The organism is Halobacteriovorax sp. RT-2-6, from assembly GCF_047085025.1.
Lineage (GTDB): Bacteria > Bdellovibrionota > Bacteriovoracia > Bacteriovoracales > Bacteriovoracaceae > Halobacteriovorax_A.
Genome location: NZ_JBKIYH010000001.1, coordinates 97679 through 111603, shown reverse-complemented (window position 1 = coordinate 111603; position 13925 = coordinate 97679). Strand labels below are relative to the sequence as shown.

16 protein-coding genes are annotated in these 13925 nt (G+C 36.9%); 7 read left to right on the top strand and 9 right to left on the bottom strand.

Going from position 1 to position 13925, the window contains the following annotated elements:
• Nucleotides 1-27: 27 nt before the first annotated feature.
• From ACMAYS_RS00535 to ACMAYS_RS00520, 4 genes are all read right to left on the bottom strand, one after another.
• Nucleotides 28-1119 (bottom strand): hypothetical protein, encoded by a 1092-nt coding sequence (locus tag ACMAYS_RS00535; protein ID WP_103217046.1) that lies wholly within the window; start codon nt 1117-1119, stop codon nt 28-30.
• A gap of 118 nt (nt 1120-1237) precedes the next feature.
• Nucleotides 1238-3151: a biosynthetic arginine decarboxylase gene (gene speA, locus ACMAYS_RS00530; RefSeq protein WP_103217045.1), complete on the bottom strand. Its 1914-nt coding sequence runs from the start codon at nt 3149-3151 to the stop codon at nt 1238-1240.
• 21 nt (nt 3152-3172) lie between these two features.
• The gene (gene speB / locus ACMAYS_RS00525) at nt 3173-4087 is read right to left on the bottom strand and encodes an agmatinase (protein ID WP_412462531.1); all 915 of its coding nucleotides are present in this window, start codon (nt 4085-4087) and stop codon (nt 3173-3175) included.
• Between the two features lie 104 nt (nt 4088-4191).
• Nucleotides 4192-5343: a M14 family zinc carboxypeptidase gene (locus tag ACMAYS_RS00520; protein ID WP_158246802.1), complete on the bottom strand. Its 1152-nt coding sequence runs from the start codon at nt 5341-5343 to the stop codon at nt 4192-4194.
• An 87-nt stretch (nt 5344-5430) separates the two neighbouring features.
• Between ACMAYS_RS00520 and ACMAYS_RS00515 the strand changes: the two genes are divergently transcribed.
• The 3 genes from ACMAYS_RS00515 (at nt 5431) to bfr (ending at nt 7165) form a co-directional block, all read left to right on the top strand.
• Nucleotides 5431-6294: an ATP-grasp domain-containing protein gene (locus ACMAYS_RS00515; protein WP_412462530.1), complete on the top strand. Its 864-nt coding sequence runs from the start codon at nt 5431-5433 to the stop codon at nt 6292-6294.
• A gap of 96 nt (nt 6295-6390) precedes the next feature.
• Nucleotides 6391-6615, top strand: coding sequence for a bacterioferritin-associated ferredoxin (locus ACMAYS_RS00510; protein ID WP_103217042.1), 225 nt, complete (start codon nt 6391-6393; stop codon nt 6613-6615).
• Nucleotides 6616-6682: 67 nt separating this feature from the next.
• A complete protein-coding gene (gene bfr, locus ACMAYS_RS00505; protein WP_103217041.1) occupies nt 6683-7165 on the top strand; it encodes a bacterioferritin in 483 nt (160 codons plus the stop codon).
• 55 nt (nt 7166-7220) lie between these two features.
• Here the strand turns inward: bfr and hemH are convergent, their stop codons facing one another.
• Nucleotides 7221-9653, bottom strand: coding sequence for a ferrochelatase (hemH, locus tag ACMAYS_RS00500; protein ID WP_392992164.1), 2433 nt, complete (start codon nt 9651-9653; stop codon nt 7221-7223).
• Between the two features lie 64 nt (nt 9654-9717).
• Between hemH and queF the strand changes: the two genes are divergently transcribed.
• Both queF and ACMAYS_RS00490 read left to right on the top strand, forming a co-directional pair.
• Nucleotides 9718-10287 (top strand): preQ(1) synthase, encoded by a 570-nt coding sequence (gene queF / locus ACMAYS_RS00495; protein WP_392992166.1) that lies wholly within the window; start codon nt 9718-9720, stop codon nt 10285-10287.
• A 22-nt stretch (nt 10288-10309) separates the two neighbouring features.
• Nucleotides 10310-10516 (top strand): twin-arginine translocase TatA/TatE family subunit, encoded by a 207-nt coding sequence (locus ACMAYS_RS00490; RefSeq protein ID WP_103217038.1) that lies wholly within the window; start codon nt 10310-10312, stop codon nt 10514-10516.
• Between the two features lie 3 nt (nt 10517-10519).
• Here ACMAYS_RS00490 and ACMAYS_RS00485 read toward each other — a convergent pair whose 3' ends face one another.
• The 3 genes from ACMAYS_RS00485 to rpsP all read right to left on the bottom strand — a co-directional run bounded on the left by ACMAYS_RS00485 (nt 10520) and on the right by rpsP (nt 11543).
• Nucleotides 10520-10906, bottom strand: coding sequence for a response regulator (locus ACMAYS_RS00485; protein WP_392992167.1), 387 nt, complete (start codon nt 10904-10906; stop codon nt 10520-10522).
• Between the two features lie 89 nt (nt 10907-10995).
• Nucleotides 10996-11235 carry a KH domain-containing protein gene (locus ACMAYS_RS00480; RefSeq protein ID WP_392992169.1) on the bottom strand — a complete coding sequence of 80 codons (240 nt, stop codon included), beginning with the start codon at nt 11233-11235 and terminating at the stop codon, nt 10996-10998.
• A gap of 59 nt (nt 11236-11294) precedes the next feature.
• Complete coding sequence (gene rpsP / locus ACMAYS_RS00475; protein WP_392992170.1) at nt 11295-11543, bottom strand: 30S ribosomal protein S16; 249 nt, start codon at nt 11541-11543, stop codon at nt 11295-11297.
• Nucleotides 11544-11683: 140 nt separating this feature from the next.
• On the opposite strand from rpsP, the gene ACMAYS_RS00470 reads away from it, so the two are divergent.
• Together ACMAYS_RS00470 and ACMAYS_RS00465 are read left to right on the top strand one after the other, a co-directional pair.
• Nucleotides 11684-12391: a TatD family hydrolase gene (locus ACMAYS_RS00470; protein WP_392992171.1), complete on the top strand. Its 708-nt coding sequence runs from the start codon at nt 11684-11686 to the stop codon at nt 12389-12391.
• On the top strand, nt 12346-13407 hold the full coding sequence (locus tag ACMAYS_RS00465; RefSeq protein WP_412462529.1) for a tRNA-dihydrouridine synthase family protein: 1062 nt from the start codon (nt 12346-12348) through the stop codon (nt 13405-13407). Before ACMAYS_RS00470 ends, ACMAYS_RS00465 begins: the two co-directional genes overlap by 46 nt.
• On the opposite strand, the gene ACMAYS_RS00460 is transcribed toward ACMAYS_RS00465, so the two are convergent.
• Nucleotides 13404-13862: a MerC domain-containing protein gene (locus tag ACMAYS_RS00460; RefSeq protein WP_392992174.1), complete on the bottom strand. Its 459-nt coding sequence runs from the start codon at nt 13860-13862 to the stop codon at nt 13404-13406. The two genes, ACMAYS_RS00465 and ACMAYS_RS00460, sit on opposite strands and share 4 nt — an antisense overlap.
• Nucleotides 13863-13925 lie beyond the last annotated feature (63 nt).

Below are 13925 nucleotides of genomic sequence, written 5' to 3'. Positions count from 1 at the left end.
AAAGATTAAAATATTTTAATATATGAATTATTGAATTATTTGAGAATCTAAATTTTGAGCGTTAGTAGCTGAAATCATTGTATTTTCTTTTACGATTTCAGAGTCTGCATCAACGTCTTCATCGTCTAGAAAGTCAGAAAGAGAATTCTCCTCACTGCCAATAGTTTCTTCAACTAAATCCATTTTAGTTGCAATAATTTCGCTAGCGGCCTCGATTTGTCCTCTTACTTCTTCTATTTCACAAGCAATGTCTTGCTTTGAATCTAGGAAAGAGTCCATTTCATCACGACATTTAGAAAGCTTCTCAATAAGCTCATCTTGATTTCCACGATATGTCTCTTCTAGGTTTGAAAGTAGGCCAATAACATTATTGAAAAATTTAGCAAGATTGCGACTTAGTCCTTCAAGTTCGCTACTACTTTGAGTCATTTCTGAGTCATTTAGAAGACTTGCTTGAACATCAACGCGAAAGCTAAGTGTTTTAAGTTGAAAGATGATATCTTTCATATCTTGGAATTCACTCATGAACTTTTCAAATGTTTCCTTGAACTTCACATCCCCTTGCTCTGCTTGAAGTTGTGCATCTTTTTGCTTTGGTAGCTCTTTAATGAACTCAAGACCTTTCTCTCTTAACTCATTAACTGCATCAACGATTGATTCCATACCCTTATGGCCATCATTAACAACAAGCAGCTGGTCCTTGATATCTTCCATTGTATTTTGAAGTTCAATCGTCATTAGTTCATATTCAGAGATTTGTTCTTTTTGACCAGAAACAATATCCATTTCCTGAGAAAGTTTAATCTGAAGAGACTTCTTACTATCTTTCAAATCCTTGATATCATTTTTTAGTCGATCAACTTCTAAACGAAGTAACTCTGAATCATTAAAGAGTCTTACTTTTGCGTAATACTCTTTGATCATTGGAATCATAGCAAAGATAGCAAAAGCAATGGCAGCAACCATGAAGATTAAGTTATATAAGCTTCTTGTGATGAGCCAATTGTAAATTAATACACCATGTGTCATTAAAGACAGTGTACATATAATGAAATAATTAGTTTTAGATGTTGGTGATTTAGCTGTTTTGGTTGAATTCTTTTCAAATTTTAAAGACATGTTATCGATCCCTGACAAACTTTCTTTTAATAATACAATAATTATCAAACACTAAAGTAAGTAAGTCAATTATCAGGGACCGATAATTTTACAATGTAACTAATAAGTTACGGCCGTTTTATTTAAGATAAGTGTAACTCTTAAGGCAATCCTCATAGAAGTCTACAAGTGATACACCATCACGTGGACGAATGCGGCCACGAGAAACTTGGCGATCGATATAACGCTTAACCTTAAATGCCATAAACTCTGGGTTATATTGCATTGTTGAAAGAACCTGACGAGCAGAGTTTCCTTCAACTGTTTCTTCGATATAGAATCCTTTTGGATCATCGCTATCTGCATAAACGTGAACTTCATTTACACGCCCAAATAAGTTGTGCATATCACCCATTACATCTTGGTAAGCACCTGTTAGGAAGATTCCAATACGGTACTCCTCACCTTCAGTTAGTTGATGTACAGCAATTGTTTTCTTAAACCCTTCATCTGGGTCATAGAAGCGATCAATCTTACCATCACTATCACAAGTAATATCAGCTAGTGTTGATCTCTTACCAGGCTTTTCATTTAAGCGAGTCAATGGAACAACAGGTAGCACTTGTTCAATTGCCCAACTGTCACATGCAGATTGGAAAACTGAAAAGTTACAAAGGTATTGGCCACTTAAAGTATTTTCTAAATCTTCCATTAGCTCTGATTGAAAATCTTCTTCTGGAACTAATGTACTAATTTCCTTTAAGATGCGAAGGTGCATCGTCTCAATTTTTGCACGCTCTTCAAGCTCTAGAATACCAAGTTTGAATGCATGAATTGAATCCGACTTAATCTTCATTGCATCGTTATATGCTTCTTGCCAATTTTTAGTCTTTGCAAGAACTTCACCAACTTGTCTCATTTCTGTAACAAGGTTATGCTCACCAGTTTCTTGCTTAGTTGAAAACTCAATTTTTGTATTGTCGATTTCACCGATAATATTAGTGATAACACAACTGTGGTGTGCAGTAATTGCACGGCCACTTTCAGTAATAATATGTGGGTGCTCAACACCCTCAAGATCACAAACAGACTTTAGTCCATAAACGATATCAGTAATATAATCAGTGATTGAATAGTTAATTGATGAATCATTTGTCGAGTTTGTTCCATCGTAATCAACACCTAGTCCACCACCAACATCAAAGTACTGCAGAGGAGCTCCAATCTTTTGCATCTTACAATAGATACGAGAACCCTCTTCAATTGCTTCTTTAATCGAGCGAATATCAGTGATTTGAGATCCAATATGGAAGTGGAAAAGTTTTAGCATATCAAGACGATCATGCTTTTTTAAATATTCAATAGCTAAGATAATTTCAGAAGTCGTTAGACCAAATTTGGCCTTATCGCCTCCACTTGATTCCCATTTACCACGGCCTTTTACAGACATGCGTCCACGAATACCAATAAATGGAATTACTCCATGCTCCTTGCCTAACTCTACTAGCATACGAAGTTCAGAGAATTTTTCAATAACAACAAAAACCTTGCGTCCTAGTTTTGCACCAAGAATAGCAAGTTTTAGATAATCACGATCCTTGTAACCGTTAAGTACAGTAAGAGAATCAGCATTATTATTATATGCAAGTGCAGATAAAAGCTCAGGCTTTGAACCAGCTTCTAGTCCATAATTATAACGAGAGCCTGCATCAACGATTTCTTCTACAACTTCTCTCATTTGGTTTACCTTAACAGGATAAACACCAAAGAATTTTCCGCGGTAATCTTCATCATCAATTACCTTTTGAAAGGTATTATTTAAAAGCTTAACTTGTGAGCGTAAAATATCATGGAAACGAATTACTAGTGGTAATTGAATTCCTTGTTCTTTAGCTTCTTCAATAACGTCATTAATAACAATTCCAACATTCTTATTTGGATTTGGAGTTGCTTTAAGTTGTCCGTTTTCTTCAATTTTAAAATAACCGTTACTCCACTTACTTACGTTGTAGAGGCGATCAGAATCTTGAATTGTCCAAGTCTCATTTGTCATTACTTAAATTTCCTTTTCTTATTAAGACTTCGTTTTACTAGTCAGTAGTAGGATCATCTCTCTTACAACTTTCGCAGCAAAAACAGAACTATTCCCAGAAGAGTCAATCTCAGGGGCAAGCTCAACAATATCACAACCTACTATATTCTTTTCTAGTAGGATTTTAACAAAACTGATGAATGAATGGAAATCCTCTCCACCAGGCTCAGGTGTTCCTGTTCCCGGAAAGAAACTTGGATCAAAATAATCAAGATCCAGAGTTAAATAAACAGGACGATCTGCAGGAATCGCACGAACTCGATCTAAGAACTCTGCTCGTGATTTTGCAATAGTTCCATGCTCATTCATATAATCGTATTCTTCCTTAGTTCCAGAGCGAATTCCATATTGAATTAAATTATGCTGTGGACCAAAGTGATCAAGACTTCTTTTAATAATTGAAGCATGTGAGTAATGGTAGCCTAAATAACCATCACGAAGATCTGCATGCGCATCAAGATGAATAAGCATTAGATCGTCAAAATCATGAAGGTACTTTTTAATTGGTGCATAAGAAATTGAATGTTCTCCACCAAGAGTCATTATCTTAATATCATTTTCTTTTAAATTAATATGGTCGAAGTTTTTTTCGAAACAAGCAGTTGCAACTTTCCAACTCTCTTCTTGCTGATCAGCAACAGGAAGGTTTCCAAGATCATAGAAAGTGCAATCTTCAGTCGAAAGATCGAGATATGGTGAATACGTTTCAATACCGTCCGAGACTTCTCTTAAGGCATCTGGCCCAAGGCGTGTTCCTTTTCTAAAACAGGCCGTTCCATCAAAACCAAAACCAACAAGGTTGACGCTGTGAGGCCTAACTTCGTCAGTAACAATTGCCATATCATAAGGGGTACTTGGAGCCTCTAGGCCCACTAATTTCCATAAGTTCTTTTCCATAGGCTACTAATAAATCCTAATGGAATTTCAGTCAATTTAAATTGATATGAAAGTGTAAAAAAGTGGCCCCTAAAGGCCCATTAAGTAACTAAAATGACTAAACTTTAATCAATTCGGTTCTTTCTGGCCGTAACGTCCGATCGAGTCATTGGAGCATGGAAAACAGCGAAGTCAATTGACTCACGAAACATCTTCCAATACTTCTTATGATTGCGGTTATCACTTGAAGGAAGTTCAAGTGTGTAAGTAGGAATCTTTCTCTCATTTCCAGCGTAATTCCCTAAGCTTCCAGGAAAGAAAGGATAATTTTTTACGCGGTAACCATTGGCCTTTTCACTCATTGTATTTAGAAGCTCTTCTGCCTTTAGAGCAAGGCCATCTTCTTCATGAATATGATTTGAAACAACCGGTCCATCATAGTCGAGAATAGTTAGAGGTGCGTGAACAGTAATGATCTTATTTGGGTTATAACGAGCAATAATATTTACTTGGAATATTGTTTCCTGCTCAGAATTTGCCACCTTACCAGGGAACCTTCTTTTAGCAGCTCCGTAGCGAGTTTTCCAAAGATGAAGGGCCTTATTCTCCCAATCTTTAGTTGGAAAATTTCTGTTAGGATCAATGCCACGAGAATTTGTTCGAGTTGGTCTTTTCTTAAAGAATGAATCAGGAGAAACAATTGGAACAACTGCCACAAGATTATCCTTAAGCTTTTTTTGACCTTCAATTGTCGCTACTTCGTGATAGAGATGGTGAAGGATATCAAAGCAGAATTTAATTGGAGTGATTTCATCACCATGCACACCACATAGAACTAAAGTCATATTCTTAGGTTCTTGCTTGTGTTCTTCTTCATCACCAAAAACAGTCCACATAATAGGACGGCCCTGATGAGTATCTCTTACATGAATCCATTTATATGAATCACAATGAGACTTACCCCAACCATATTTTTTAAACTTGTCATCAATATCGCCACAAAAAGACTCAACGCGCTTTGTATTCTTTACTGCTGAAAATTCATTCTTATGTGAGTGGTCAGTAAAATTGAACTTATCACTTTTAACATCATTTTTCGGGTGCTCGATTTTCTTTCTGGCCACTTCCCCCTGATGATCACTATGCTCAGCACTATTGGTAACAACAACTTCCTTATTGAGTTGGCCATTTTCAATAACCTCAACACCAGAGCAAGAAAGTAAAAAGATAATTAATGAGAATAAAATTGTGTAATTAAATTTTGATAATCGATTCATAGCTACCATTAAGGCCAAATTAGTATAGTGTTATAATATCATATATAATTTATAGATATTCAATATTTTAGTGAGATATTACGCAATATGGAAAGTCTAAACTTACTCATCTTAACCACGAACCCAAAGCTTTATGCTTGTGTTCAACTCGAAGCAGCGATCACAGAAGCAACTCATTCGTGCCGATTCAGTGATCCTTACTCCGTAAGTTATGAAGAGTTGGCCTGGGCCGATCTCGTGATTAATCGTAACACGGGACTAAGCTATAATGATGATGACCTTGAAAAATTGGCCACACTTAGCAATAAAAAAGTCATCAACCCTATCACTTGTTCACGAATCCTTAGAGATAAGTATAAACAATGGCCGTTTTTTAAGGAAGTTCTAGCGCCTTCACATTTAATACAAACCTATTCACTGCAACAAGAGCCTCATTATTGTGACACGCAATCGAAGTGGATTATTAAAACGACTAGAGGCCTACAGGCAAAGGGAGTTTTCCCTTCAACAGATATTCTAAAAGATCGACAAGAGTTACTGCGTAAGGGAGATCTAAATTATATTATCCAGCCCTATATTGAGTTGTGTGCAGAATGGCGCGTGCTGCTTTTTAAAAATATTCATTCTAAAAGAATTCAAAAGCTCGTTATAAAGAAGACGCCTAAGGCAAGTGAAGAAGCATTTCACATTCTAAACTTTGCCGCTAGTAACACAATTCTAGTTAACGAAGAGAATGTCCCAATTAAGGTTTTAGAATTGGCCACGAGCGTTTCAAACGCCTTAGATTTCTACTTCATCAGCATTGATATTCTTGAGACCATAGATGGCCAATATAAGCTTGTTGAAGTGAACGGATGTCCCGGAATGAGTCACAGCGATGAGCTACTATTATCTTCCCAATACCGTTCAACGATGGCCCAATACTTCGTTGAAAAAGTCATAAACTACTGAAATTATATTAGACCCTCCAAATTTCTATATCATTCTTCAATTTTTTGTTTGATTAACAAAACTTTTGACGATAAGATCAAATGAGGAGACAAGTAAATGTATATTTGTATTTGTAACGCCATTACACAAGATATGCTCGATAATGCGATAAAGCAGGGACAAACAGAGAAAGAGGTAATCAACAGCCTTGGAATCGGTAACTCATGCGGTGTTTGCTTATTAGAACAAGTCTCTGCCGGTCTTGCTAAGAAGAACCTCAAATCGAATCAAAATGAGCAAGGCAATGAGGTTAAGAATAACTTAACTCCAGTCAAAAAATAAAATCCTTGAAACACATCCCAATCTTCTATAGCATTAATCCATAGTAAATTAATGAAAGGGATTAATCATGAAAGGTGATCAAGACGTAATCAAAGCATTAAATAATGTTCTTACAAAAGAATTAACGGCCATTAATCAGTATTTTCTTCATGCAAGAATGCTTGAAGACTGGGGACTCGATAAGATTGGCCATCTTGAATACAAAGCAAGTATCGATGAGATGAAATATGCTGATGAAGTAATTAAGAGAATTCTATTCTTAGAGGGACTTCCTAATCTTCAAAAGCTTGAAAGAATCAGAATCGGTCAAAATGTAAAAGAGATCATCGAAGCTGATCTTGAAACAGAAGCTGAAACTGTACCATTACTTAAAGAAGCAATTGAACTTTGTGAAAAGAAGCAAGATTATGTTTCTCGCGATCTTCTTTCAAAGATTCTTGACTCTGAAGAAGAGCACGTGGATTGGTTAGAGACTCAACTATCTTTAATTGAAAAAGTTGGTATCGAAAATTACATGCAATCGCAAATTGAAATGAAAACGGGACACTAGTCCAAAATGATAAAAGCCTCGCAAAGCGAGGCTTTTCTTTTATCTGTATGGCAGACTATTCGTTTGTTTCTTGTGGACTTGGAAGTCTTGCAATCATAAGAATTGGAATAATCAAAAAGATACTTCCAAGATAGTAAGGTGCTGCCGAACTATAGCGCCAGTAAACAAGAGAGGCAACAATTGGCCCAATCACTCTTGCTAATGCTCCAAGCGATCTAAAAACACCAATAACATGTCCCTGACTCTGTGCCGGAGAATACATTGAAACAAGCGAAGTTAGACAAGGGATAACTAAAGATGATCCCACTGCTAAGAAAAATAAACCTGCGTAAACTAACCAAGAAGATTGTGCAAATCCAATAAGAATAAGACCCGGGATAATTGTCACAAGGCCTTGAAGTGCCATACGCTTCTCACCTACAGTATGTGCCTTACGGCGAACATAACCACCTTGAACAAGAGCTAAGATTAAACCAATAAAGATAAACATATAAGCGTTATCCATTGATGAGTAACTTAGTCTTTCTGCTGCAAGGAAAGTTAATGTAAACTCCATCCCACTAAATGCTAGTAAGAATAAGAAGTAACCAAAGTTTGTAAGGTTAACACCTTTGTACGGAAGAGGCTTAAAAAGAGTAATTGGGTTAGCACTTCTTTCACTTTCATGTTTTCCGCGCTTCGCTTCAGGAAGTGTTTCATCAAACTTATTAAATAAATTAATTAAGTTAAATAGAGAAAGAACACCAGCGACAATTGCGGCCATTGAAAAAGGGTTTACACCATAGTCAGCAAGAACTGGATAAAACTTTGTTAGATCAAATAGAGAAAGAATTCCCCCCATTGCTGGCCCAATAATAAAACCTAGTGCAAAGGCAATACCGATTGTTGCCATTCCTTTAGAGCGGTTCTTATTAGTTGTCACATCGGCCACAACAGCAGTTGCTGTTGAGATATTTCCACCCATGATCCCACCAATGAATCTTGCAATAATAAGGATTGTAAAATTACCAGCAACGGCCCATAGGACATAACTGATAAAAAGACCAAACACAGAAACTAGCAGAACTGGCTTTCTTCCAATACGGTCTGAGATCGTTCCCCAAATAGGTGCTGCAACAAATTGTAACAGAGAATAAAGTGCACCAAGTGCACCACCAAAAAGTACGATGGCAGAGAAGTTACTTGCTCCTCCTGCTTGTGTTAGCGTGTCAATCGAGCCAAAGATTGCTTTTAAGAAAACGTTATCGGCATCAACTGTTAAATAATACTTAGCAAGTGCTGGAAATAGAGGGAAGATAATTGAGAATCCCACAAGATCTAAGAATAATGTTAAAAAGACAATTTTAAGCGACTTCTTAGCATTATCACTTAATGGCTCTGATTCCATTGTTTGCTTTGGCATATCCATGTATTTTTCCTCTTCTATTTGGTATTCGATTTTTTCAACTTCTTTTGGATTCTCACAAAGAGTTTCAACGTAATTAGCAAAACCCTTGGCCCAATTTTCGTCGTCATTTAAACATTCAATTGCATGAATGTGAGTACCATACTCTTCAACTTCTTCTTGTAACTCAGTTCCAATCTCATCAATCGTTTCTAAACAATCCGCAACGAACGCTGGACAATAAACAGCAATATTCTTTGCACCAGCTTTTGCAAGGTTGGCCGTATACTCATCAGTATAAGGAGTTAGCCACTCTTCACTGCCAAAGCGAGATTGATAAGTCATATGAATCTTTTCTGGATCAATCCCTACGACGCCTCTCTTGATTAACTCGAAAGTTTCAAAACAGTGTTGATAATATGGATCTTTCTTATAGATGACTCTCCTCTTTGGAATCCCGTGAAAAGAGATAACGAGATCATCGATATTTTCATTGGCCAACTTCTCATTGATCTTTGCAACCGAATTATCAATAAAAGCATGTAGACGATGAAAGTTTGTAATGACTTCAAAGTTTGGAATCCTAACCTTAGTTTCTAAAAGCTTTCCAAAGAAATCGATCCCACTTGCAATTGTCGATTCTGAGTATTGTGGAAACATTGGAATAACAATTAACTTTTGAGCTGGATCCCTTCTCTCATCAAGCTCTTTTTCCCACTTAGCATAAACGTCTGCAACTTTTGGCTCACAAAGTAGAAACGCGTGCTCAACTTCGATATGCTCAGGTGTTAGCTCATTTACTCGATGGGTAAACTCACGCGTGATTCTAGTTAGAGGAAATTCACTTCCCTCCCATATTCTACTATAAAGAGCTGCCGACCTCTTTGGCCTAAAAGGTAGAACAAAGAGATTTAAAATGATTTTCCAAACTCGTGGATCAATATCCACAACTCGTGGATCGGCCAAGAACTCTTTTAAATATTTTCGTACATCTGAAGTTGATGGTGACTTTGGAGAACCAAGTTGAACAAGAACAACTTTAGTGACCTTGTGCTCACCTTTTTTACCAACTGGAAATGTTAAATGATCATGACGCATTGCCATTGTTCCTTGATAATGTTAAATTAAGTAAATATAACCTATCAAAATAATTCAAGAGAGTCGATAAATGTCAGCATCGAAAAAATCTATCAAGAAAACTGAAACAAAATCAAAGTCAAAACCTAAACAATCTCCAAAAGGAAGAAATGTAAAAGAGCTAGACGCATTTGCTCTTGGTTCGGCCAACACTGAATACCCGGATACTTATGCTCCAGAGGTTCTAGAAGCTTTTGACAACAAAAACCCTGGAAGTGATGCATGGACTACTTTTGTCTGTACAGAGTTCACTTCACTATGCCCAAAAACAGGACAACCAGACTTTGCTCGTATCTATATTAACTATATTGCGGACAAGAAGATGGTTGAATCTAAATCATTAAAACTATACCTATTTAGCTTTAGAAATCATGGTGATTTCCATGAAGATTGTGTGCAAAAAATTTGTGACGATTTAAACAAGCTAATGAAGCCAAAATACGTTGAAGTTATTGGTGAATTTACGCCAAGAGGTGGAATTTGCATCTATCCATATGCCTCAAATTCCAACAATAAGAAGATTTATAAGGATATTCGTGCAAAAAGGTTTAGCGAATATGCTCCAGGTAAGTATACAATGGACTTATCTAAAATTTATTAATTTAGCGTAAAATGAGGAAAATATGAGCCTTGGAATTACTGAAAGTTTAATTATCCTAGCTATTATTGTTCTACTGTTTGGAGGTAAGAAGCTTCCAGAACTTGGAAAGTCTCTTGGAAAGGCCATCACAGGCTTTAAGCATGGACTTAAAGAGGAAGATGAGCAGAATAACACTAATACTGCTAGTAAAATCGAAGACCAATCAAATAACGAAAATAAGAATAGCTAGTTTCTAGCTCTGTAGAACAGTTATTACCTGCTTAAGGGTAAATGGTTTTGGTAGAATACCACTAACACCTTTGCCCTTAATCGTATCAGAATTAATCGAACAATCACCTGTTGCAAGAATAAATGGAGGCATCTTCTCCTTAAGAACACCTTGTGCTCTTGTGGCCAATTCCATTCCATTTACTTCGGGCATTTGATAATCAGAAATAACGTGTGAATAAGTATGCTCACCTAGTGCACTTAAGGCAGCACTAGCATCAGCACATGCATCGACTTCATAACCTTCCATACGAAGAGCATCTTGTAAGAGCTCCAGTATCTCTACTTGGTCATCAACCAGTAAAATACGCTTTACTTCAGGATTCTGTGACATCGTCATTGTTTCAATCATATATGTGCTCGCTTTCGTTTAAACAAAAATAAAAAAACCTATCTTTCGATAGGTCTTTTTAAAACACAATATTTATTGATTCAAGTAAATTATTCTATAATTTCTAAAACAGATCTTTTTTTCAACTTAGTTGAAGCAGCATTAAGAATTGTTCTTAGTGCGCGAGCTGTTTTCCCTTGCTTCCCAATAACTTTACCAAGGTCAGTTTTATCAACCTTAAGTTCGATAACTGTTGTTTGTTCACCAACAATCTCGTTTACTTCTACTTGCTCTGGCATATCAACTAATGCGCGACTAACTGTATTGATTAAGTCTTTTAACTCACTCATCATGAACTCCTTCTACAAAAATGCCGTTTATGCTTTTTTAAATGAAAAACAAAAAATTACTAGTTAAGAGTAACTTTGTTCTTCTTTAGAAGTGTTCTTACAGTATCAGAAATTGTAGCACCTTTACCAACAAGCTCAGTGATTCTCTCAGCTTTAACGTCGATAAGGTTATTTTCTTTAAGTTGTGGGTTATATTGACCTAACTTCTCGCTGAATTTTCCGTCTCTTGCATTTCTTGAGTCAGCTGCAACGATTGTGTAAATAGGCATGTGAGTTCTACCACCGCGTTGTAATCTAATTGTTAACATTAAGTACTCCTACATCAATTTGTAACGCTTATAATAAATATATTAAATAATTCCTAAATAAATAATTGATTTTAAAAAGATAAGCAATATCTTTTTTCAAATTTTTAATTAGAACGGTAATGTATTAAAATATATGCCATATGACAAGCAAAGAAAGCGAAAGTGCAAAATTTATCGACCTTCACGGCCATTCGGGACCGAATAAAACGACCTCTATTGAGGATTTCTGCATCTATTCCTACTCACCGCAAATCAATGACTTACCTGTAGATGGTCAATATTACAGCGCAGGAGTCCACCCATGGAAGCTCTCTGATGCCGTAACTAGCTTTGAAGAGGTAAAGAAGATGTGTCGCTTAGACAATTGCCTTATGGTTGGAGAAGCAGGCCTGGACCGTGCCATTGAAACAGATCTTAGAGAACAAGAAAAAATCTTTAGCTGGCATATCGAGTTGGCCAATGAACTTGGAAAGCCTCTAATTATTCATAATGTGAGATGTCTATCTGATATCTTTCGTCTTCATAAATTCTATCAAGGACATACTGCCTGGGTGCTTCATGACTTTAACGGCACGTTCAAGGATTTGAATGACTGTCATGAGCGCCAGATTTATACAAGCCTAGGTCCACGCTTCTATGAATCCTCTAATGCGAAAATACGCAGCACCATCTTGAATAATAAAGTGGACTTAGAGTATATCTTCTTTGAAACTGATGATCGTAGCGATGTGGAGATTTCTCATATTTATGAAGAGTTTGCCACTAGACAAGAGCTCGAGCTAACAGATCTAAAGGAAAGAATTTGGCACAACCTATCTCGCCTTCTTGGCAGAAATTTAACGACTTAATAGAATTCAAGGCCCTTCTTGCGCCAATGGTTGGTTTGTCACATGTCGCCCTTAGAGATGCACTAAGACCTTACTTTCCAAGTGAGATGAAGACCTTGTGGGCCACAGAAATGTTAAATTCAAGAAGGCTCCCTGATCAAATTCTAGGTGAAACTCCTGAGACATTTAAAAGTGAGCTCGACTACGGCCTCTATCCGCAAATTCTTTGCAACGAAGAGAGATATATTGAAAAGGCCATCCCTAAGCTTGAGAGCTGGGGAGCAAGTGCAATCGATATCAACATGGGCTGTCCGGTAAAGAAGGCCTTAAAACACAATTACGGCGTCTCTTTAATGGGAGATACTAAATACGCGGCAAGTGTTGTAGAGATGGTTAAAAGACATGCCACAGTACCTGTTTCGGTAAAGCTTAGGGCGGGCCATCAAAATGATAAGAGCTTTCTTTTAGACTTCTGCCATGCCCTTAAAGAAGCTGGTGCCGATTGGCTTATCTTACATCCAAGACTTGCGGCCCAAAAAAGAAAGGGTGTCGCAGATTGGGAACAAATTAAATACTTACAAGAAAGTATCGATCTTCCTATTATCGGGAATGGAGATATTCAAGATCACGGCGATATTTCTCAAATGCTTATAGAGACAGGTTGCCAAGCAGTAATGCTAGGTCGCTCTTTAACGGCCAAGCCCTGGTTAATAACGCAGTTTGCGGCCCAGCAAGGCCATAAACTTAATGAATTTCAACAGCAATTTCTAAGTGAAGACCCTTATCTTCATGCTAGCTACTATGGTGAGTTTGTGAAGGCTTACGTGAACGCTTGTTTTAAATACTTTGATAAAAAAGCAGCACTTAAACGCATTCGCTTCTTTTTAAAAGTCGGACATGTATGGCTAAACTTCGGGCATAGCTTTACAAAAAAACTCTTTGCACTAGAGACGGCCAAAGAATATAACGATGCCATTGATCTTTATATGAGCAACTCATCGTTAAGAATTTCACAAAGAACAAACTTACGTTATTAGTGCTCGCAGTGGTTACAGCGACATAGTTTGATATTAAGTAAGTGTGCTGCAATAAGAGCTAGACCACCAATAATTGAGGCTACAACTTCTACAGTACCAATTGAATGTGCATGAGTGTGCATATGCATATGACCAGCATGCTCTGCTAGGAAGTACTGGTTAAAGTGACCAACTAAAATAGTGGCCATACCAAGAATTCCAATAAAAAGTGGTCTTCTATCGTTATGAACCTTTAGATTTTTTATAAAAGCGTAAAGACCAACAGGCACAATTATAAAAATCGCAAGACTATGAATTAATGGATTTTCGAAATAGCTAGCAAGTGAAGGAACAAAAATAATCAATAGCGGGATTGCCATGCAATGTAGGCAACATAGGACAGAAACAATCAGTCCTGCTCGATCCGCTGATTCGTCATATTTTGTTGTTTTTACTTCTTCCATTTCGTTGTCCATAAGCGTCCAATTGATTGATATAAGTATATATAGAGAATTCTGTGACTCAAAGCAAGTAAATAT

Excerpts from the sequence above, each read along its gene's own strand:
- ACMAYS_RS00535 (WP_103217046.1), bottom strand. The coding sequence starts at position 1,119 with ATGTCTTTAAAATTTGAAAAGAATTCAACCAAAACAGCTAAATCACCA.
- speA (WP_103217045.1), bottom strand. The coding sequence starts at position 3,151 with ATGACAAATGAGACTTGGACAATTCAAGATTCTGATCGCCTCTACAAC.
- speB (WP_412462531.1), bottom strand. The coding sequence starts at position 4,087 with ATGGAAAAGAACTTATGGAAATTAGTGGGCCTAGAGGCTCCAAGTACC.
- ACMAYS_RS00520 (WP_158246802.1), bottom strand. The coding sequence starts at position 5,343 with ATGAATCGATTATCAAAATTTAATTACACAATTTTATTCTCATTAATT.
- ACMAYS_RS00515 (WP_412462530.1), top strand. The coding sequence starts at position 5,431 with ATGGAAAGTCTAAACTTACTCATCTTAACCACGAACCCAAAGCTTTAT.
- ACMAYS_RS00510 (WP_103217042.1), top strand. The coding sequence starts at position 6,391 with ATGTATATTTGTATTTGTAACGCCATTACACAAGATATGCTCGATAAT.
- bfr (WP_103217041.1), top strand. The coding sequence starts at position 6,683 with ATGAAAGGTGATCAAGACGTAATCAAAGCATTAAATAATGTTCTTACA.
- hemH (WP_392992164.1), bottom strand. The coding sequence starts at position 9,653 with ATGGCAATGCGTCATGATCATTTAACATTTCCAGTTGGTAAAAAAGGT.
- queF (WP_392992166.1), top strand. The coding sequence starts at position 9,718 with ATGTCAGCATCGAAAAAATCTATCAAGAAAACTGAAACAAAATCAAAG.
- ACMAYS_RS00490 (WP_103217038.1), top strand. The coding sequence starts at position 10,310 with ATGAGCCTTGGAATTACTGAAAGTTTAATTATCCTAGCTATTATTGTT.
- ACMAYS_RS00485 (WP_392992167.1), bottom strand. The coding sequence starts at position 10,906 with ATGATTGAAACAATGACGATGTCACAGAATCCTGAAGTAAAGCGTATT.
- ACMAYS_RS00480 (WP_392992169.1), bottom strand. The coding sequence starts at position 11,235 with ATGAGTGAGTTAAAAGACTTAATCAATACAGTTAGTCGCGCATTAGTT.
- rpsP (WP_392992170.1), bottom strand. The coding sequence starts at position 11,543 with ATGTTAACAATTAGATTACAACGCGGTGGTAGAACTCACATGCCTATT.
- ACMAYS_RS00470 (WP_392992171.1), top strand. The coding sequence starts at position 11,684 with ATGACAAGCAAAGAAAGCGAAAGTGCAAAATTTATCGACCTTCACGGC.
- ACMAYS_RS00460 (WP_392992174.1), bottom strand. The coding sequence starts at position 13,862 with ATGGACAACGAAATGGAAGAAGTAAAAACAACAAAATATGACGAATCA.